Origin of the sequence: Vibrio sp. 10N.222.52.C12 (genome assembly GCF_041474215.1) — a bacterium.
In the GTDB taxonomy this organism is placed as follows: domain Bacteria; phylum Pseudomonadota; class Gammaproteobacteria; order Enterobacterales; family Vibrionaceae; genus Vibrio; species Vibrio crassostreae_C.
Genome location: NZ_JBFRTR010000124.1, coordinates 1 through 19476 on the forward strand (window position 1 = coordinate 1; position 19476 = coordinate 19476).

At 44.8% G+C, this 19476-nt stretch carries 13 protein-coding genes and 1 pseudogene; 6 read left to right on the plus strand and 8 right to left on the minus strand.

Annotation, left to right across the window (positions count from 1 at the left end):
- Positions 1–40 precede the first annotated feature (40 nt).
- Both AB4623_RS20490 and AB4623_RS20495 read left to right on the plus strand, forming a co-directional pair.
- Positions 41–535 carry a hypothetical protein gene (locus AB4623_RS20490; protein WP_372147298.1) on the plus strand — a complete coding sequence of 165 codons (495 nt, stop codon included), beginning with the start codon at positions 41–43 and terminating at the stop codon, positions 533–535.
- Positions 536–547: 12 nt separating this feature from the next.
- Positions 548–2176 carry an ABC transporter ATP-binding protein gene (locus AB4623_RS20495; RefSeq protein WP_372147299.1) on the plus strand — a complete coding sequence of 543 codons (1629 nt, stop codon included), beginning with the start codon at positions 548–550 and terminating at the stop codon, positions 2174–2176.
- A 614-nt stretch (positions 2177–2790) separates the two neighbouring features.
- On the opposite strand, the pseudogene AB4623_RS20500 reads toward AB4623_RS20495, so the two are convergent.
- The 5 genes and pseudogenes from AB4623_RS20500 to AB4623_RS20520 form a co-directional block, all read right to left on the minus strand.
- Positions 2791–4212: pseudogene (locus AB4623_RS20500) on the minus strand (glycoside hydrolase family 1 protein).
- 57 nt (positions 4213–4269) lie between these two features.
- Positions 4270–5673, minus strand: coding sequence for a glycoside hydrolase family 1 protein (locus tag AB4623_RS20505; protein WP_102332272.1), 1404 nt, complete (start codon positions 5671–5673; stop codon positions 4270–4272).
- Positions 5674–5704: 31 nt separating this feature from the next.
- A complete protein-coding gene (locus tag AB4623_RS20510) occupies positions 5705–6010 on the minus strand; it encodes a PTS lactose/cellobiose transporter subunit IIA (RefSeq protein ID WP_102332273.1) in 306 nt (101 codons plus the stop codon).
- 65 nt (positions 6011–6075) lie between these two features.
- On the minus strand, positions 6076–7398 hold the full coding sequence (locus AB4623_RS20515) for a PTS sugar transporter subunit IIC (protein WP_102332274.1): 1323 nt from the start codon (positions 7396–7398) through the stop codon (positions 6076–6078).
- A 13-nt stretch (positions 7399–7411) separates the two neighbouring features.
- Positions 7412–7720 carry a PTS sugar transporter subunit IIB gene (locus tag AB4623_RS20520; RefSeq protein ID WP_102332275.1) on the minus strand — a complete coding sequence of 103 codons (309 nt, stop codon included), beginning with the start codon at positions 7718–7720 and terminating at the stop codon, positions 7412–7414.
- Between the two features lie 312 nt (positions 7721–8032).
- On the opposite strand from AB4623_RS20520, the gene AB4623_RS20525 reads away from it, so the two are divergent.
- A complete protein-coding gene (locus tag AB4623_RS20525; RefSeq protein ID WP_102332276.1) occupies positions 8033–9055 on the plus strand; it encodes a LacI family DNA-binding transcriptional regulator in 1023 nt (340 codons plus the stop codon).
- Positions 9056–9329: 274 nt separating this feature from the next.
- Here the strand turns inward: AB4623_RS20525 and AB4623_RS20530 are convergent, their stop codons facing one another.
- From AB4623_RS20530 to AB4623_RS20540, 3 genes are all read right to left on the minus strand, one after another.
- Positions 9330–9749: a substrate-binding domain-containing protein gene (locus AB4623_RS20530; RefSeq protein WP_372147300.1), complete on the minus strand. Its 420-nt coding sequence runs from the start codon at positions 9747–9749 to the stop codon at positions 9330–9332.
- Between the two features lie 373 nt (positions 9750–10122).
- Positions 10123–12183: a prolyl oligopeptidase family protein gene (locus AB4623_RS20535; RefSeq protein ID WP_372147301.1), complete on the minus strand. Its 2061-nt coding sequence runs from the start codon at positions 12181–12183 to the stop codon at positions 10123–10125.
- Between the two features lie 11 nt (positions 12184–12194).
- On the minus strand, positions 12195–13112 hold the full coding sequence (locus AB4623_RS20540) for a LysR family transcriptional regulator (RefSeq protein ID WP_017068571.1): 918 nt from the start codon (positions 13110–13112) through the stop codon (positions 12195–12197).
- Positions 13113–13359: 247 nt separating this feature from the next.
- Between AB4623_RS20540 and AB4623_RS20545 the strand changes: the two genes are divergently transcribed.
- From AB4623_RS20545 to AB4623_RS20555, 3 genes are all read left to right on the plus strand, one after another.
- Positions 13360–15054, plus strand: a complete 1695-nt coding sequence (locus AB4623_RS20545) for an L-lactate permease (protein ID WP_372102990.1) — start codon at positions 13360–13362, stop codon at positions 15052–15054.
- A gap of 201 nt (positions 15055–15255) precedes the next feature.
- Positions 15256–16395 (plus strand): FMN-dependent L-lactate dehydrogenase LldD, encoded by a 1140-nt coding sequence (gene lldD, locus AB4623_RS20550; RefSeq protein WP_102478988.1) that lies wholly within the window; start codon positions 15256–15258, stop codon positions 16393–16395.
- Positions 16396–16557: 162 nt separating this feature from the next.
- Positions 16558–19413 carry an FAD-binding and (Fe-S)-binding domain-containing protein gene (locus AB4623_RS20555; protein ID WP_372147302.1) on the plus strand — a complete coding sequence of 952 codons (2856 nt, stop codon included), beginning with the start codon at positions 16558–16560 and terminating at the stop codon, positions 19411–19413.
- Positions 19414–19476: the final 63 nt, after the last annotated feature.

Here is a 19476-nt window from a genome sequence, read left to right on the forward strand (position 1 = left end):
TCATTAACATTTTCTAATATTATAAATTGAGGATGTGGATATGGAAATTGAACGATGCTGGATGCACTACCTAAAAGCTGAACAGTTAATGGAACAAGGTCACTGGCCAGAAGCACAACGCCTTTATGGTGATGTTCTAACCTCACTTCCTCATCACATCCAAGATGCAGCATACCAAAGCGATATCAAGCCTTGCCAATTTGCCTGCTTGCTTGCCGGGTTAAGAGACGCGAGCGTCGCTCAATCAGAGATACTCAACCGATTAGGTCAGCACCAACAAGCCTTCGATACCTTGAATCAATCTTACGCTCTGATGCAATTTATCTCTCTGGAGAACACTGAGCTGATTCAACGTACCTTTGGAGTATTGGAAAAGCAGAGCGAAGGTTTGCTCAATCACCTGATCGCTTTTTGCAGCGCTCAGCGCAGTTCGCATTGGATGCTCGAACTAGAACAAATTCAACGTGCTCATCACCATTTTGGGCAACTTAAAACAACGTCAGAAGTTCAATCTTCACCTAATGTCTTAAATTGATAAGGATATATCATGTCGGACCGGGCTCTTCTTAAAGTCAATAACCTCTCCGTTAGCTTCAAAACCAACGATGGAATCGTTGATGCGGTGAAAAAGGTTAACTTTACCCTTAAATCCAGCGAAACCTTGGCCATTGTTGGTGAATCAGGTTCTGGTAAATCTGTCTCTTCCAACGCACTGATGCGTCTACTTCCAGACAACGCCATTATTGATCCGCAGTCTCAAATTGAGTTTGAAGGCGAGTCTGTTCTCGAAAAATCAGAGCGTGAAATGCAGTCGATTCGTGGCGACAGAATCGGCATGATCTTTCAAGAGCCGATGACATCTTTGAACCCATACCTGCGCGTCGGCATTCAAGTGGCAGAAGCTATTATGTGGCATCGTAAAGTGTCAAAGTCTCAAGCCAAACAGCGAGTGATTGAGCTGTTTAATCTTGTGCACTTGCCAATGCCAGAAAAGTCGTACACCAAGTACCCTCACGAATTTTCGGGTGGTCAGCTGCAACGCATCATGATCGCAATGGCGCTGATTAATGAACCGGATATCCTGATTGCTGACGAGCCTACAACTGCATTAGATGTAACGGTTCAAGCTGAAGTGCTTGCTCTTATCAAAGAGATCCAAGGCAAGATGGGAATGGCAATTTTGTTCATCACCCATGACTTAGGTGTGGTGAAACACTTTGCAGACCGCGTGCTAGTGATGTGTAAAGGTGAGCTCGTAGAAGAAGGGATGACTCAATCTTTGTTCGATAGTCCTAAACATGATTACACAAGAATGCTCATTAACTCGATTCCGAAAGGCGCTAAGGTTCCTGTTGAGGCGACAGCCCCAGAGTTATTGTCTGCTGACGACATCCGAGTTCAGTTCTTGGTGAAATCACGCTTTATCAAGAGTAAAAGCCAGTACTTCGAAGCCGTAAAAGGCATTTCGTTGAATCTTAAGCAAGGCGAAACGCTAGGCATTGTTGGTGAATCTGGTTCAGGTAAATCAACCCTTGGACGTGCATTAATCGGCTTGCTGCCGAGTACCGGACGTATTGTTTACAAAGACCAAGACGTTAGCTTATTAAATGATAAAGAGCGTCACAAGCTCAAGAAAGATGTCCAAATGGTGTTCCAAGATCCTTATGGTTCTTTATCACCACGCATGACAGTTGGGGAAATCATCACCGAAGGCTTGACGGTGCATCAACCTCATCTATCCAAGCAAGAACGTTTAGAAAGAGCGCGCAAAGCATTGATTGAAGTTCGCTTAGAGCCGAATTCAATAAACCGTTATCCGCATGAGTTCTCTGGCGGGCAAAGACAACGTATCGCGATTGCTCGCGCACTGATTCTAGAGCCCTCTTTCATTTTGCTGGATGAACCGACTTCAGCACTCGATCGCTCAGTACAACTGACCGTGATTGACCTGCTGAAAGACATTCAAGCCAAGCACAATATTGGCTTTCTGTTCATCAGCCACGACCTCTCGGTAGTGAAAGCACTGTCGGATCGTGTACTGGTGATGCAGAAGGGTGAAGTGATGGAAGAAGGGTCTGCAGAAGAGATTTTCAATGCGCCGAAAAACAACTACACCAAGAAATTAATCGCTGCGTCATTCGACTTAGAAGATAAATCGAAAAAAAATGCCGCATAAAGGGAACTAATCAACATTAACAGCGTCTTATAATTACATTCTGAATAATCTCCTAATGGATTGAAATCTAGAATGGATATAGCAAAACTGGTTTGGCCGCCAAAAGAGAAATGTCGCATGGATGCGACATTTTTCGTTTCTGGCGTATATGAAAAATCAACTCAGTGATTCGCGCCAGTGATTCGAACCAGTGATTATGAAGGTTTGCTAAAATTAACGGACTTTAAACAGAGTTCGCTGGTAGTCGTCATAGTCGAAGAGCGGCTTAGTTCAACTCGTTTTTGGACAAAAGTGTTTTAGTAACATTGTTAACCTAGCAATCAATAAGTTAGCTAAAAAGCCACAAAGATGACTAAGTTCATCAATTGAATTCCTCTACTCTGGAGCACCTATCATTGTGTTGTTAAGTTGACGTTCTATTTTTCTGCACCTACGACGTCTTTTTACTTAACTCATCATCTACCGGGTTATAGAGTTCACCGGCCAACACTTTCTCACGTTCAGTCTTTTTTTATTCTTTGCTTTTATGAAAGCGCTCGAAGTCATAATATTAATGATTTTACTTTTTGGTCAAAAACGAGCTATTGACATTTTTTGCAATAGCTCGCTTGATTTTAAGCGGGGTATTTAAGGCTTTCCCCTCGACTCGCTATAATGTCCTTATACCAATGGAAAGAAGCTTTTTTCTTTCTGTCTAGGTTGTTTTGATGGTCTACATAAATGAAGCCATATTGCTTTTTATAGCCATTCAGCCAACTGAGTAAGTCAATTGCAGACCATGCATAATAACCTTGAATGTTCACACCTTCATCAATGGCTTTTTTTACAGCCACTAAATGGTCATTAATGAAGTTAATTCGAGGAATGTCGCATATCTCTCCCTCAATGATTGGGTCTTCATCACCGAGGCCATTTTCAGTGATGTACATAGTGACATCACCATAATAGTCTTTGAGTAGTCTCAAACCATCAACAAAGCCTTCCGGTGAAATCTCTCAACCCCACTTGGTGTAACGCTTATCTTTCATTGATACGCTGCGGTATTCACCATCAAAGCTTGGGTTGCCAGGAGCACCTGTGGCATTTTCTCGTGAATGCTCAACGTGTTCTGCTTGGCCTAGAATTCTTTCTACTCGTACGGGTTGATAGTAGTTCAAACCAATAAAATCGTTGAGTGGAGCAGCTTGGGTTAATGCGAGTCTTTCTTCCTCAAGTATTTCAGGCATCCAGCCACGCTCTTCAAGAATCTTCAAAACATAGTCAGGGTAGTGACCTTTCAAGATAGGGTCATAGTACCAGTTGATGCCGAATTGATTTGCGTGACGCTCTGCCCATTTGTTGTCGATGCTATCGTCCACTGAAAAAGCAGGAGAGAATACGTGGCTTAAGCCGATATCACCATATTGATTTAGCTCTTTGTATGCGAGTACTGCTTTCGCATGTGCTGAAAATACATTATGAGTGGCTTGAAAGTAGAGCTTAGGCTCATCCTTAATACCTGGTGGATGGGCGCCAGCAAGGTAACCATGACCACAGAAAACAACGGTTTCATTGAAGGTTATGAAGTGTTTAACACGGTCCCCAAATGCTTCAAAACAAACTTTGGCATAGTTAACAAACGCATCAATGGTTGCTTTATTCGTCCAGCCGCCTTGTTTCTCTAGCTCCAATGGTAAATCCCAATGGTATAAAGTCACAAATGGTACAATGCCGTAATGTAAGCATTCATCAATAATGTTGTTGTAGAAATCGATGCCTTTTTGATTCACCTCACCAGTACCGTTAGGAATAATTCGAGGCCAAGCGATAGAAAAACGGTATGACTCTAGCCCCATTTCTGCCATGAGTCTAATGTCTTCTTTATAACGGTGGTAGTGATCTACAGCTAATTCACCCGTTGTATTTTCAAAGGTTTTGCCTGAGATTTTAACGAATTCATCCCAGTTACTCGGGCCCTTACCGTCTTTATCGATTGCGCCTTCTATTTGATAAGCGGCAGTGGCTGCGCCAAACAGAAAACTGTTGGAGAATTTCATAGTCTTTTCCTAGTTTAATTGAATGCTTGGAGCGTAGGCTCCAAGCATTCAGACTGGTTATGCAGTGTGTTTAGAGATAAGAGCGTTGTACCAATGGAAGCTTGCCTTTTTAGAACGTTTCATCTCTTTTAGGTCAAACTCTTCACGGTCAACATGAATAAAACCATAACGTTTAGCACAACCTTGGTGAGTACTGACTAGGTCAATTGCAGACCAAGGACTGTAACCGAAGACCTCAACACCATCAGTGATAGCAAGCTGAACTTGGTCAATATGTTGCTGTAGATATTCGATGCGGTAGCTATCATCAATTGAACCGTCAGCTTCGACGGTATCAAAAGCACCTAGACCGTTCTCAGTCACAATAAGAGGTAGAGCATAACGCTCGTAAATTTCACGCATTGTGGTACGGAAACCAACAGGGTCAATCTCCCAACCAAACTCGTTTTTCACTAGGTTCGGGTTCTCAGTACCACGGTAAGCACCGACTTCACCAATCGTGATTTGTTGGTCGCCAGTTGAGTTGATGTCGCTCTCATCACCAGTACTTTCAGCAACGGTTTGCGAGTTGTAGTAGTTAAAGGCGATAAAGTCAGGCTTAGCTTGAGCCATAATGTCCATATCGCCGTCTGCAATCTCTGGTGTTGCATCACGTTCTTTTAAGAATCGCATCGCTGTTGGGTTGTAGCGACCATAAACTGCCATATCTAGGTATAGCCAGTTACGAATTGCCGAGAACGTGTTCGCTGCAAGAACATCTTCTGGTTTTGAAGATGCAGGGTAAATCGTTGAAATATTTGGCGCAGGACCAATTTTAGCTTGAGGAAGCATATCGTGACAAAGTACCATTGCTTTGGCTTGTGCTAGCAACATGTGGTGGTTTTGTTGGTATAGATCTTTCACCGGGTTCTCACCGCTAACACTCTTGGTACCAATGGCATCACCGTGCAAGATCATCATATTTTGTTCATTAATTGTTAGCCAGTACTTAACACGGTCACCGTACAGCTCGAATAGTGTTTTAGAGTACAGTGCAAACGCATCAACAGTGTCACGATTTGACCACCCGCCTTTTTGTTGTAAAGCGTATGGTAAATCAAAGTGATAAATCGTTAGGATAGGCTCAATATTGTGCTTGATCAGTTCGTCGATTAAGTTGCTGTAAAACTCCACGCCTTTCTGGTTAATTTCACCGTCACCATTAGGGAAGATACGCGTCCAAGCCACAGAGAAGCGGTATGCTTTCAAGCCTAGCTCTGCAAATAGTGCTACGTCTTCTTTGTAGTGGTGGTAGTGGTCACTGGTAACTTTAAAATCTGTTGTACCCTCGACAATTGGAGCCATATCGATAACTGATGGTCCTTTACCGTCTTCGTTCCAAGCGCCTTCAACTTGGTAAGCTGAGGTTGACGCGCCCCAAAAGAAATCGGTAGGGAAAGGAGTTAGATTCTTAGGTTTCATGTTTATCTCTTTATTTTAATCTGTTGTTATTTTATTGAATTTTACGGTGTAGGTTGATTAGCTCTTCAATCAACTCACGAGCAAGCATTGCAGTCATAATGTGGTCTTGAGCGTGAACCATGATTAGGTTCACTGGCACTTTTCCTTCACCTTCATCCATTCCAATGAGCTCAGTTTGAACCTTGTGAGCACGCTTTGATGCCTCAGTAGATTGTGTTAGTAATGAGTCAACTTCTGCCCATTCACCTTTCTTTGCATTCTGTAGCGCTTGCATTGCTAGGCTTTTTGACTCGCCAGCATTGATGATCAATTCCATTACGGTTGATTCTAGTTCCATGTGGATATCCTCAATATTTTTGATGAATAGAGTGGTAGTACCCACTCTATTGAGTTGGATGAATGTTACGCGAAGCTTTGTTCACTAGATTTGTTATCTTGAGTAGAATTTGTGTCTTGAGGCTGCTCTTCTGCAAGCAACTGTTTTTCGTAAATTTTGAAGAATGGGTAGTAAACAACCAGATTTACACCAATTAGAATGAACACCAATACAGCATTGTTTAGCTGCCATCCAGCTCCCCAAGCTGCACCTATTGGTGCTGGTGCCGTCCAAGGAACCAGTGAAACCATTTTGCCAATCCAGTCCATACTCGTCGCGAAGTAAGCGATGATAGCGTTGATCATTGGAGCGCCGACAAATGGAATGAACATAATAGGGTTCATAACGATTGGTGAACCAAAGATTACAGGTTCATTGATGTTGAACATTGCAGGAACTACACCAAGACGACCGATTGTTTTAAGGTGAGCAGATTTACTTCTCAGGTAAAGTAGAACTAATGAGAATGTTGCACCAGAGCCGCCTAATACAATAAAGAACGACCAGAATGGTTCAATAAACACTTGAGGCAGTTCCATTCCTGCAGCAAGAGCTTCTTGGTTTACACCTAGGTTGTAAAGCCAGAAGGGTGCCATGATGCCAGAAACGATTGCTGAACCATGAATACCAGCAAACCATAGAGTATGTGCAACAAGTACAGCAAGTAAAATCGCCGGCAATGTGTCAGATGCTGATACCAATGGCTGGAATAGAGCCATAATTGCACCTGGAATTAGCATATCGAAATTGTTTTGAATTAGAAGGTTTAGTGGATAAATCGTAACTATCACGATCATTGTTGGGATCAGCAGGTTAAATGACTGACGAATTTTATCAGGCACCTGCTCCGGCATTTTAATGCCAATATTATGAACTTTTAAGAAACGAGTCAGTTCAGTAACAAAGATCGCAACAATGATTGCAGTAAAGATACCAGTGCCACCAAGGTACGTTGCAGACAGAGCACCATCTTTCATCGGTGCTGCTATCAAAAGAAATGACATCAATGAAAGCATTGCCGTTGGTAGGGCATCTAACTTGTAGCTATTTGCTAGGTTATACGCGATACAAGCAGAGATATAACATGACATAATCCCCATACTCATATTAAAAGGGGTCATGATTTCATCAAAATAGGTGGATGACATTGAAATCCACCATTGACCTAAGGCAAACGCGGTATCTTCCGAAAAAGGAGGAAAAGCAAACACAAGCAAGAAAGAACCCACGATCATGAAGGGCATTGCGCCAATGAAGCCGTCACGAATTGCACACACGTGCTTTTGAGTTGCCAGTCGGCCTGCTATCGGTGTTAAGGTGTTTTCTAGAAAATCGAATAATGCTTTCATCGTGATATCCCTCTTATTGATTTAGCATTGTGATTGCATCGTTAAGGATTTTTTCGCCTTTCATCATGCCGTAATCCATTTGATTCATTACAGAAATTGGTTTGTTAGCAGCATCAGCAATCTCTTTGAAATCATTGAGTTTGTATTTAATTTGTGGACCTAGTAAAACGCAATCGAAGTTTGGAAGGTTCGACTCGAATTCATCTAATCCCACAGCTTCAATATGCGCTTCAATCCCTTTCGCTGCCGCAGATTGCTTCATTTTGTTTACGACCATGCTAGTAGACATACCAGCAGCACAGCACAATAAAATGTTGATCATGATTTAGTTCCTTTTCTTATTAATTTATCACTTAATCTAGTAAGCGTTGTAGAGTACGAGAAAAATGTAACCGGTTACAGAAACCGGTTACAGAAACCGGTTTCACTTGTGTGAGAAATGTCATAAAATATCGTTACTCAATGCTACAATTGATGACGGGCATCACATTAGGTAAGAAATCGGGTTCGAATTTAGGGGTTACTATGTTCTAGTAGACAGTAAGATAACTTTATTTTTTGATAATTGGTCCATATAAACAATAACTTATAATAATATCCAAACGTAACGTGGGTAAGTGATGAAAGGAATAGAATGAGTACCATTGTTGATGTCAGCAAACTTGCTGGAGTCTCCAAAGCAACAGTCTCGCGTGTGATCAACGGCACAGGTCAGGTTAAACAATCGACAAAAGATAGTGTCTTCGCCGCGATGGAACAGTTGGGTTACCGTCCAAACCGGACCGCTCAAGCTTTAGCGACAAATAAAACTGATACAGTGGCATTGGTACTGTCTAACTATGACAGTACTAGGTGGGGTGTACTATTACAGCAAATCTCAATTCAACTTCAATCAGAAGGCAAAACACTAACAGTAATCGATGGTAAGAATGACCCTCAACATGAATATGAAGTAATTAGACAACTAGAAGGGCAATTTGATGCCATTTTGCTTTATAGCCGAACCCTATCTGATGAGCATATACAAACGTTAGAATCACAACTGTCCGTGCCTTTTGTTGTGTTAAACCGTGCCTCTATGGCAGGGAATTACCATTCAGTATCCATTGATCAATCTAGTCTTATCGTGACCGCAATGGAACATTTGATTTCATGCGGTCATAAGAGCATCGCATGCATAACTGGTCCAATAGACAACCCAACAGGAAAAGCTCGTATCGAAGGTTATAAGCGAGCTTTAGAATCATCTAGATTGCCTTATAATCCATCTTTAGTGTTATCCGGTGATTACCATATAAGAAGTGGATATGATCTGTGTACCAACCTCTTGAAGTTAAATGTGAAGTTTACGGCGATTCTCGCATTTAACGATAATATGGCTTTAGGAGCGATTAAAGCTTTGTCAGAAGAAGGGGTTCACGTTCCAAGTCAAGTATCTGTTATTGGTATAGATAATGATCCTTTTGGTGAGTTTTCAACCCCAGAATTAACGACCATAGACTTACCGATTGAACTCATGGCACAGAATGCTGTTAAGTTAGCGTTAAAGCTACGTGATGAAGCTGTTCCATATGAACCGAAAATCTTAAATGGAAATTTAATAAGTCGAAATTCAGTGACCCCATTCCATGCGAATAAGTCTTGGTTAAGTTTCTAAAACCCTGAGGTGTGTGATTCATACAAAGCTCTCCTCGGAAAACAGCCCCAAAACGAACCATTAAAGATGGCTGACTCGTCAGTCCTTTTTCCATTGTTGTAACAAACTTTGGGGCAAAAGTGTTTTAGCTTACCTGCCCCGTATTGAACAATATGAACGCGCAAATATAAGCGGTGAGATCGATAGCTTTACTCAGCGGTATTCCTGCACCATGGTTCGCATTGACATCAGTACGAATCATCACAGGCGCACCACCTTGATGCTTGTCTTGAAATTAACGATACAAAGATTTGGTCGACTCTCTCACAATTAAATCAATCTGAGGCAACCTTGCTTCATGTCGCTCGCCAGATAACAAGTTCAAGATCGACTGAGCACACACTTCACCAATCTCTTCAATTGGCTGCCTTAATGTTGTTAACGCGGGTGTGAAATACTTCGACGTTGGTAAGTCATCAAACCCAATCAATGACACATCTTCTGGCACTTTATAACCGTGATCGTGTAGCGCCTTAATCGCCCCGTAAGCGGTTTGGTCGTTAGCAGTAAACAAGGCGGAGAAGTGAACCCTAGATTCTAACTCTTGAATTCGTTTTTCTAATGCTTCGATATCAGTTTCTGCAGCAAAAGAAGAGAGTGAAGCAAGCGAAGCCGCCACTGCGACCGTTATTGGCAAAAGCTTAAATTTTTGCATTGTAATTCCCTATTATTTTTTTGAGTTTTCATCGAACAGGGAAATATTAAGCAATGAAAGAGTTGAAAAGTTGGTCGCTGTTCACACTGATAAATCAGCTTAAATGTCATGAAACTTTTAGAAAACTCATGACGAAAACTACTGATTTTAGATCAACAGGTTATAGTGAAAAATGCGTAAAATATCAGCTTGAAATCGCTTTCATTTCATCAGTAATGGTGGCGGCTATCACGTAAAAGGGTGCCGAAAAGCAAAGAGAACGAGGTGTGAATTTGATTGGTTTTCATATATATGAAAAGCCTCAAAATCTAAGGTAGATTTTGAGGCTTCTTGGTCTGAGTAAAATACCCAGTTATCTAGAATCAAGCATTCGTTAAAGTGAATCTAGAGACGCAACCCCCATATTGAACAGAGTAAATGCGTAGATATCGGCGGTGAGATCGATCGCTTTGCTGAGCGGCATTCCGGCGCCATGGCCCGCATTAACATCAATACGAATCATCACGGGCGCACTACCTTCATGCTTATCTTGCAGCTCTGAGATGAACTTATAAGAGTGAGCAGGCACTACGCGGTCATCGTGATCAGCGGTCGTCACCAATGTTGCTGGATAATCCGTGCCACGCACCACATTATGAACCGGAGAATAGCCAAGCAGATATTCGAACATCTCTCTGTTCTGCGCGGATGTGCCATAGTCGTACGCCCACCCTTCGCCAGACGTGAATGTGTGGTAACGCAACATGTCCAACACCCCAACAGCAGGCAGAGCCACTTGGAACAGCTCAGGCTTTTGTGTCATACAAGCTCCTACCAGCAAGCCTCCGTTAGAACCGCCGCGAATCGCCAACTTATCGCTACTGGTGTAGTTTTCTTCAATTAAGAACTCGGCAGCAGCAATGAAGTCGTCAAAGACATTCTGCTTTTGCTGCTGAGTACCCGCTTTATGCCACGCCTTACCGTACTCACCGCCGCCTCTCAGGTTCGGCACCGCATACACACCACCCAGTTCCAGCCAACTACCCACCGTTCCCGAGAAGGAAGGGGTTAGGCTAACGTTAAAGCCACCATAGGCGTACAACATGGTTGGATTATTACCATCTAACACTAATCCCTTCTTATAAGAGATAAGCATCGGAACCTTGGTGCCATCCTTCGAGGTATAGAAGACTTGTTTAGACTCAAATTGATCCGACTCAAACGGAGACTCAGAGCGTTGGTAGATTTCAGAGCTTCCAGATTCAACATCAAAAGAGAAAATCGTTGGCGGCGTTACATAGTTGGTAAAGGTGTAATGAAGCTGGGTTTGCTCGTTTTTTCCACCTAAGCCGCTGGCCGTTCCGAGACCAGGTAAGTGGATTTCACGAACCAGATTGCCTTGGTAATCCAGCTGCTCAATCTTAGACACCACATCGACCATGTAATGAGCAAACAAGTAACCACCGCCCGTGCTGATATCTAACGGCTGTGGCTTTTCAGGAATGATATCGAGCCACTGTTGACTGCGAGTATCAAAGCTCACCACCTTGCCATTAGGCGCATCAAGATTCGTATATAAAATGAAGACTTCATCTTGGTTATCGATGAGGTACGTATCGCTATCCACATGATCAATCAGCGTGTTCAGCGATTGTTCTGGTGAATTTAAATCGATATAGAACAGCCTGTTACCCGATGTCGACTCTCGCCCTAGAATGATCAAGTAACGGTCGTCTTCGGTGGTATAGCCTGATACATAGCGGTGCTGCTCAGCGTTGCTCTCACCAAAAACCACTTTGTCGCTAGCTTGCTCAGAACCCAACTCATGGAAGTAAAGTTTGTGCTGTTCGGTACGTGCAGAAAGCTGGCTACCGTCAGGCTTGTCGTAGCTAGAGTAATAAAAGCCACGATTACCCAACCAAGAAATGCCGGTAAACTTAGCGTCGGTGATTTCGGCTTCAAGCTGCTGTTTAGTCTCGGTATCGATCACAAAGATCTTACGCCAGTCGCTACCACCCTCTGAAATACTGTACGCCACTAGGCTGTAATCTTTAGAAAACGACACCGAACCCAGTGATGTAGTGCCATCTTCCGAGAAAGTGTTCGGATCTAGGAAAACTTCTTCTTGTTGCCCTTCTTTCTGACGATAGAGAATACTGTGATTCTGCAGGCCATCGTTCTTATAGAAATAGGTGTACTCACCTCGAACAAACGGCTGCGAGCTCTTTTTGTAGTCTTGCGCTTTCGCTAATCGCTCTCGCAGTTCAGCGCGATACGGAATTTGAGCAAGGTAATCGAACGTGACCTCATTTTGGCTCGCCACCCACTGCGCGGTTTCGTCGCTTCTGTCGTCTTCTAGCCAACGATATGGGTCTTCGATTATCTGACCAAAGTAGTCATCGCTGACGATCTGTTTGTTGGTGGCTGGATATGGATACTCTTTTAAATAGCTCATCGTGATCCTTATTAAAAATAATGTGAAATCGTCAGGTAACGCGTTCTGATGTGTTCAATCAATAACTTAATCTTGTTCGGTGGCTGGCGCGTAAAGGGGTACACCGCATAAATACCGAGCTTCTTGCCGACTAAATCAGGGAAGATATCCACCAGCTGACCATTGCGAATGTCGTGATAAACCAGACAACGTGGTACGTACGCCACACCATGCCCACCCAGCGCCGCTTTTCTTAACGCGGTCGCATTGTCAGTCGAAAAAGAGCCCGCAACACGCACGATATATTTGTCATTGTCGGTACAGCCATCTTTACTATGCAGAAACTGCCATTCGCTAGCACCCGTTGTTTGATAGGCGTATTGCAAGCAATTGTGCTGCACTAAATCTTTAGGCAGCATCGGCTTACCGTTCTTAGCAATATAAGACGGCGAAGCGCACACCACCCATTGTGAATCCAATATATGACGAGCAATGAGGCTTGAATCTTCCAAGTAGCCGGTTCGAATCACCAAATCGAGACCATCCTCAACCAAGTCGACAAAGCGATTATTCAGAGACATATCGACCGTTAAACCTGGGTGCATATTACAAAACTCGGCCACAGCGTCTGCGAGAATCAAATCTCCGGAGATAGTAGGCACTGACATTTTGATATGACCACTGACATTTTCACCAAAGCCTGAAACTGCGTCCATAGCCTCTTGAGCCGCCTGCTTCACATTTTTGGCTCCGTGTAACATTGCCTTACCCGCCTCGGTAAGCGTCAATTTACGCGTGGTTCGATATAATAGCTGCACGCCAATCTCTTCTTCCAAACGCGCAATTCTCTTACTAACTACCGAATTTGTAAGGTTATTTTGTTCTGCCACCTTACTAAAACTACCCAGCTCTACTACCTGTGAAAACAGGATCAAATCGTCTGCTCGCATTTGATTATGCCAATTTTGGAATTAATTATTTTCATTATTTCCCTATATCAATAAAAAATAAAGGGGTAAATTCACGCCAAATTAACAAAACAATTACAAAAACAGCTTTTGCAATCACATCGGTTACAAATAAAGCGACTCTAATTACAACAATTGAATCCTCGAGATTCAGATTACACCTACAAAACTAATGACGTGTTATTCACTTCAAACATGAACGTTTGAAAACAAGTACGAGGAAGTACCCATGAGTGAAACTCTACTAGCATTATTGGCCTTTTCGCCAATAGTTGTTGCAGCGATTCTGCTGGTTGGCCTTAACTGGCCTGCAAAAAAAGCGATGCCCGTGGCATTTGCATTAACCGTTGCTATCGCCCTATTCGCATGGGATATGTCTAGCACTCGCGTGCTGGCTTCAGTATTCCAAGGCTTCGGCATTACCGTGTCGGTTCTCTGGATTGTGTTTGGCGCCATCTTCTTATTAAACACTTTGAAACACACCGGAGCTATCACCACCATCCGCAACGGATTTACTGACATATCAGCAGACCGTCGTGTACAAGCGATCATCATTGCTTGGTGTTTTGGTTCATTCATTGAGGGCGCATCTGGCTTCGGCACACCCGCTGCAATCGCCGCTCCCTTACTCGTTGCAATCGGCTTCCCAGCATTAGCTGCGGTACTGATGGGCATGATGATTCAATCTACGCCGGTATCGTTTGGCGCGGTTGGTACACCTATCATTGTTGGCGTAAACAAAGGTTTGGATACGCACAACATCGGTGAAAGCCTGATTGCCAATGGTTCAACATGGGATGCTTACCTACAACAGATCACATCAAGTGTTGCGATCATCCACGCCTGCGTTGGTGTGATGATTCCTGTATTGATGGCGATGATGCTGACTCGCTTCTTCGGTAAGAACAAAAGCTGGACTGAAGGTTTAGATATCCTGCCGTTCGCACTGTTCGCAGGTGCTGCTTTCACTATTCCTTACGCACTAACAGGTGTTTTCCTAGGCGCTGAGTTCCCATCTCTAATTGGTGGTCTAGTCGGCCTAGCAATTGTGGTTACTGCAGCAAAACGTGGCTTCCTCGTTCCAAAATCAAAATGGGATTTCGAAAGCGAAGAGAAGTGGCCAGCAGAATGGCTAGGTTCTCTGAAAATCGACCTTGACGACAACAATCAAGGCCATAAGAAGATGAGCATGGCGATGGCATGGGCACCATACGTGCTGCTAGCGGTGACCTTGGTTGCGAGCCGCGTGAGCCCTGAATTCAAAGGCCTACTGAAGAGCGTTAGCCTATCGTTCAGCAACATCCTTGGTGAAACCGGTGTGAGCACTGCGATTCAGCCTCTGTATCTACCGGGCGGTATCTTGGTCTTCGTCGCGCTGGTTGCTGTTCTCATGCAATCTCGCAGCGCAACGCCACTGGCTAAAGCCTTCGGTGAATCGAGCAAGACTCTGATTGGCGCAGGCTTTGTGTTGGTGTTCACCATCCCAATGGTTCGTATCTTCATTAACTCTGGTGTGAACGGCGCAGATTTAGCAAGTATGCCCGTAACCACGGCAAACTTCGCAGCTGACCTCGTTGGTAGCGCATTCCCAGCATTGAGTGCAACGGTTGGTGCGTTAGGTGCCTTCATTGCAGGTTCGAACACAGTTTCAAACATGATGTTCAGCCAGTTCCAATTCGAAGTAGCGCAGACTCTAACTATCTCTAGTGCGGTGGTTGTTGCTCTACAAGCCGTTGGTGCAGCAGCAGGTAACATGATTGCGATTCACAACGTGGTAGCGGCATCAGCAACTGTTGGCTTGCTAGGACGCGAAGGTGCAACCCTACGTAAGACAATCATTCCAACGTTCTACTACTTGGTGATGACAGGCATCATCGGCCTAGTGGTTATCTACGGATTCAAAATGACCGACGCACTTATGTAAACCATAAGTCGTTCAAAAGCACTTGGCGTTAATACTCAATTCCCCGACAGCGACACCGTCTAATAAGACAGTTGATGAGTTCCGGGATGGATACTAGAGCACATCAACACCCATGGGTATTAACGCCATTTTCCCGAATTAAAGCAGCCCAAACCAAGCTCTCAAAGAAGAGCAACATCCCAAGAATTTAGGACTGAAATTATGATCATATCCGCATCGACTGATTACCGCGCCGCAGCAAAAGCGAAATTACCACCGTTTCTTTTCCACTACATTGATGGTGGCTCTTACGGAGAACATACCCTACGTCGCAACACGGCTGACCTAGCTGAGATTGCGCTAAAACAACGCGTACTCAACGACATGTCGGACCTAAATTTGGAAACCGAACTATTTGGCGAGAAGCTAGCGATGCCAATCGCACTGGCGCCTGTTGGTTTAACGGGTATGTACGCAAGACGCGGTGAAGTACAAGCAGCAAAAGCCGCCGACAACAAAGGCATCCCTTTTACCATGTCGACCGTGTCGGTATGTCCGATTGAAGAAGTTGCACCTAAGATTGAACGCCCAATGTGGTTCCAACTTTACGTGTTAAAAGACCGTGGCTTCATGAAGAACGTTCTTGAACGCGCTAAAGCCGCTGGCGTCACAACACTGGTCTTCACCGTGGATATGCCCGTACCCGGCGCTCGCTACCGTGACATGCACTCAGGAATGAGTGGTCCAAATGCAGCAGTACGCCGCGTATTCCAATCTATGCGTCATCCTAGCTGGGCAGTTGATGTCGGCTTACTGGGTAAACCACACGACCTAGGCAACATCTCTACTTATCGTGGTTCTCCTACCAAGCTGGAAGACTACATCGGTTGGTTAGGTGATAACTTCGACCCGTCGATTTCATGGAAAGATCTAGAGTGGATTCGTGATTTCTGGGACGGTCCAATGGTCATCAAGGGCATTCTTGATGAAGAAGATGCAAAGGATGCGGTGAGATTTGGCGCAGACGGCATTGTGGTTTCAAACCACGGCGGTCGTCAGCTTGATGGTGTTCTATCAAGCGCTAAAGCATTACCTGCAATTGCAGATGCAGTAAAAGGCGACACTAAGATTCTGGTCGACTCTGGCATTCGTACTGGCTTAGATGTAGTGCGCATGATGGCATTGGGCGCAGACTGCACCTTGCTTGGCCGTTCTTTCGTTTACGCATTAGCAGCGCAAGGACAAGCCGGCGTTGAGAATCTACTCGACCTTTACGACAAAGAGATGCGCGTTGCGATGACATTAACAGGCGCGAAGACAATCAAAGACTTAACTCGTGAATCTTTGGTGGGGCTAGATTAAGCGGCCACGATTCTGATTTAGGTTCAGACTAATGCTTTGGTCTACTTAGACTGAAGTTCAATCGGTGTCACAGCAATTACACTGCCGTTGTGACACCGTTTAAGCACTGGAAAATAAAATAAAAACAAATCAGTGCCAAATAAGAAGCACAAGGAAGCAAAGATGGAGACAAACACATCCCATGAGCGAGTAATAGACGCACAAACTTATCAGCAGCTTGAAGCGATACTGGCTCAAAAAATAGAAACAGAACGCATTGTCACTCAAGAGGCAAAGCGATTGGCTTACGGCACCGATGCGAGTTTCTATCGCTTGGTGCCGAAAATGGTTCTAAGGCTTAAAAACTTAGACGAAGTGATATTCACCATTCAAAGCTGCCGTGAACTCGATATTCATTTTACCTTTCGCGCCGCGGGTACCAGCCTGTCAGGACAAGCGGTTTCAGACTCGGTGCTCATCACCCTAACCGACGACTGGCGTGGTCATGAAATTGTCGATAACGGCAATCAGATCATCCTGCAACCGGGTGTGATTGGCGCTGATGCGAACAAATACCTCGCCCCTTTCCAACGTAAAATCGGCCCAGATCCAGCCTCTATCAATACCTGTAAAATCGGTGGTATTGCCGCGAACAACGCCAGTGGCATGTGTTGTGGTACTGCGCAAAACTCGTATCGTACCGTTGAGAGCATGAAAATCGTATTGAGTGATGGCTCCCTGCTTGATACGGCTGACAACGCAAGTGTTGAGGCATTCAAGCAATCACACAAAGCACTGTTTGAAGGCATTGTCGAATTACATCAACAGACAGCTTCAAACCAAGAACTCGCAGACAGAATCCGCCACAAGTACCGCCTCAAAAACACCACTGGCTACGCTCTGAATGCCTTGGTCGATTACCACGATCCAATTGAGATCATCAAACACCTGATGATTGGCTCAGAAGGCACACTAGGTTTCATTGCTGAGATTACCTACAACACGGTTATCGAACATCCGAACAAAGCTTCGGCTCTGTTAGTGTTTGCCGACATCGAACAAGCCAGTAAAGCCGTTACTACGCTATCAAAAACGCCGGTTGCTGCGGTGGAATTGATGGATGGCAGAGCACTGCGTTCAGTAGCGGATAAACCGGGCATGCCTGCGTTTATGCCGAGCTTAGATTTAGAAGCGGCGGCGATTTTAGTTGAATCACACGCCAGCTCCCAGCCGGACTTAGATTTACAATGTAAATCAATTTTGGGTGCATTGACTGAGTACACTATTGTTGAATCAGTGCCTTTCACTTCTGATCCAAAGACAGTCGCAACCCTATGGGGCATTCGAAAAGGCATGTTCCCAGCAGTTGGCGCCGTGCGTGAAGTCGGCACAACCGTTATCATTGAAGACGTAGCTTTCCCTGTCGAAAACCTCGCTAACGGCATTCGAGAGCTACAAGAACTGTTCGACAAATACGATTACAGCGAAGCGATCATTTTCGGTCACGCCCTCGAAGGCAACCTGCACTTTGTATTTACTCAAGGCTTCGACAGCCAAACAGAAATCGACCGCTACGGCGGTTTCATGGATGACGTTGCCGAACTGGTTGCGGTGAAATACCAAGGTTCTCTGAAAGCAGAGCATGGTACTGGTCGTAACATGGCACCTTATGTGGAGCTAGAATGGGGCAAAGATGGCTATGCCTTGATGCAACAGATCAAAGCGCTGTTTGACCCAGAAAGACTGCTCAACCCCGGCGTTATCATCAACGACAATCCAAATTCACACATAACAAACCTAAAGCCAATGCCTGCTGCTGACGACCTTGTCGACCGCTGTATTGAATGTGGCTTCTGTGAACCTGTTTGTCCGTCTCGTACGCTGACTCTATCACCACGCCAACGCATTGTTCTGTACCGAGAGCTACAACGCCGCCGTGCTGCAGGTGAAGAAATAGAAGCAAGCGAACTAGAGAAAACCTTCGAATACCAAGGCATTGATACCTGCGCCGCAACTGGCCTGTGTGCCGAACGTTGTCCAGTGGGAATCAACACCGGTGATTTGATTAAAAAGCTTCGTATTGCCAAGTACGAGAAATTTACACCAATCGCTAAGTGGACAGCGGATCATTTCTCGACCACCACAAAACTTACCAAGGCTGGCCTCAAAACCAACCAAGTGGCGAGCAAAGTATTAGGCGCAAATACTGTCGGCAAGCTAACCAACGGCCTGCGCTCTATCACCAAAGGTGCGACACCCGTTTGGATGCCTGAGATGCCGCAATCCAACAGTCACTCGCTAGTCTCATCACCAGTGACGGCGGAAAACTCAAGCAATCATAAGAAGGTGGTTTATCTGCCTTCGTGTGCCAGTCGAACCATGGGGCAACAGAACGATGCGGGCGACCAACGTCCTCTAACTGAAGTGACCATGTCTTTGCTTAACAAAGCCGGATTTGAGGTTATTCTTCCGAAGAAGCTAGACGACCAATGTTGTGGCATGCCTTACGACAGCAAAGGGATGACCGATTTAGCCCAATCTAAAGCACAACAACTCGAAGAAGTGTTGTGGCAAGCGAGTCGTCAGGGTGAATACCCAATATTAATGGATACCAGCCCATGTGCTAAACGCAGTATTGAACAGTTCACCAAGCCACTAGAAGTGCTAGAGCCGACAGGGTTTGTGAACCAATACTTGCTTGAGCACCTGACACTTGAGCCGCTGCAAGAAACCGTGATGCTGCATGTGACTTGTAGCTCTCGTCGAATGGGTTTGGACGGCGCGATGTTGAGCCTTGCTAAAGCCTGTACCGAAGAGGTGATTGTTCCTGAGCATATTCAATGCTGTGGTTGGGCGGGTGATAAAGGTTTTACCACGCCAGAGCTGAATGAAGCGGCAGTACACCCACTCAAGGAGCAAGTGCCGAGCAACTGTACTCGTGGGTTCAGTAACAGTCGAACCTGTGAGATCGGTTTGTCACATCACAGTGGCATTCCGTATCAATCAATCTTGTACTTGGTGGACGAAGTGGCGCAGTAGCATCATTCACGATGTAAAAGGTATTAGCTTTAACCTAAAACGAAAATGGCAGCCGAATCAGGC

Excerpts from the sequence above, each read along its gene's own strand:
- AB4623_RS20490 (WP_372147298.1), top strand. The coding sequence starts at position 41 with ATGGAAATTGAACGATGCTGGATGCACTACCTAAAAGCTGAACAGTTA.
- AB4623_RS20495 (WP_372147299.1), top strand. The coding sequence starts at position 548 with ATGTCGGACCGGGCTCTTCTTAAAGTCAATAACCTCTCCGTTAGCTTC.
- AB4623_RS20505 (WP_102332272.1), bottom strand. The coding sequence starts at position 5,673 with ATGAAACCTAAGAATCTAACTCCTTTCCCTACCGATTTCTTTTGGGGC.
- AB4623_RS20510 (WP_102332273.1), bottom strand. The coding sequence starts at position 6,010 with ATGGAACTAGAATCAACCGTAATGGAATTGATCATCAATGCTGGCGAG.
- AB4623_RS20515 (WP_102332274.1), bottom strand. The coding sequence starts at position 7,398 with ATGAAAGCATTATTCGATTTTCTAGAAAACACCTTAACACCGATAGCA.
- AB4623_RS20520 (WP_102332275.1), bottom strand. The coding sequence starts at position 7,720 with ATGATCAACATTTTATTGTGCTGTGCTGCTGGTATGTCTACTAGCATG.
- AB4623_RS20525 (WP_102332276.1), top strand. The coding sequence starts at position 8,033 with ATGAGTACCATTGTTGATGTCAGCAAACTTGCTGGAGTCTCCAAAGCA.
- AB4623_RS20530 (WP_372147300.1), bottom strand. The coding sequence starts at position 9,749 with ATGCAAAAATTTAAGCTTTTGCCAATAACGGTCGCAGTGGCGGCTTCG.
- AB4623_RS20535 (WP_372147301.1), bottom strand. The coding sequence starts at position 12,183 with ATGAGCTATTTAAAAGAGTATCCATATCCAGCCACCAACAAACAGATC.
- AB4623_RS20540 (WP_017068571.1), bottom strand. The coding sequence starts at position 13,112 with ATGCGAGCAGACGATTTGATCCTGTTTTCACAGGTAGTAGAGCTGGGT.
- AB4623_RS20545 (WP_372102990.1), top strand. The coding sequence starts at position 13,360 with ATGAGTGAAACTCTACTAGCATTATTGGCCTTTTCGCCAATAGTTGTT.
- lldD (WP_102478988.1), top strand. The coding sequence starts at position 15,256 with ATGATCATATCCGCATCGACTGATTACCGCGCCGCAGCAAAAGCGAAA.
- AB4623_RS20555 (WP_372147302.1), top strand. The coding sequence starts at position 16,558 with ATGGAGACAAACACATCCCATGAGCGAGTAATAGACGCACAAACTTAT.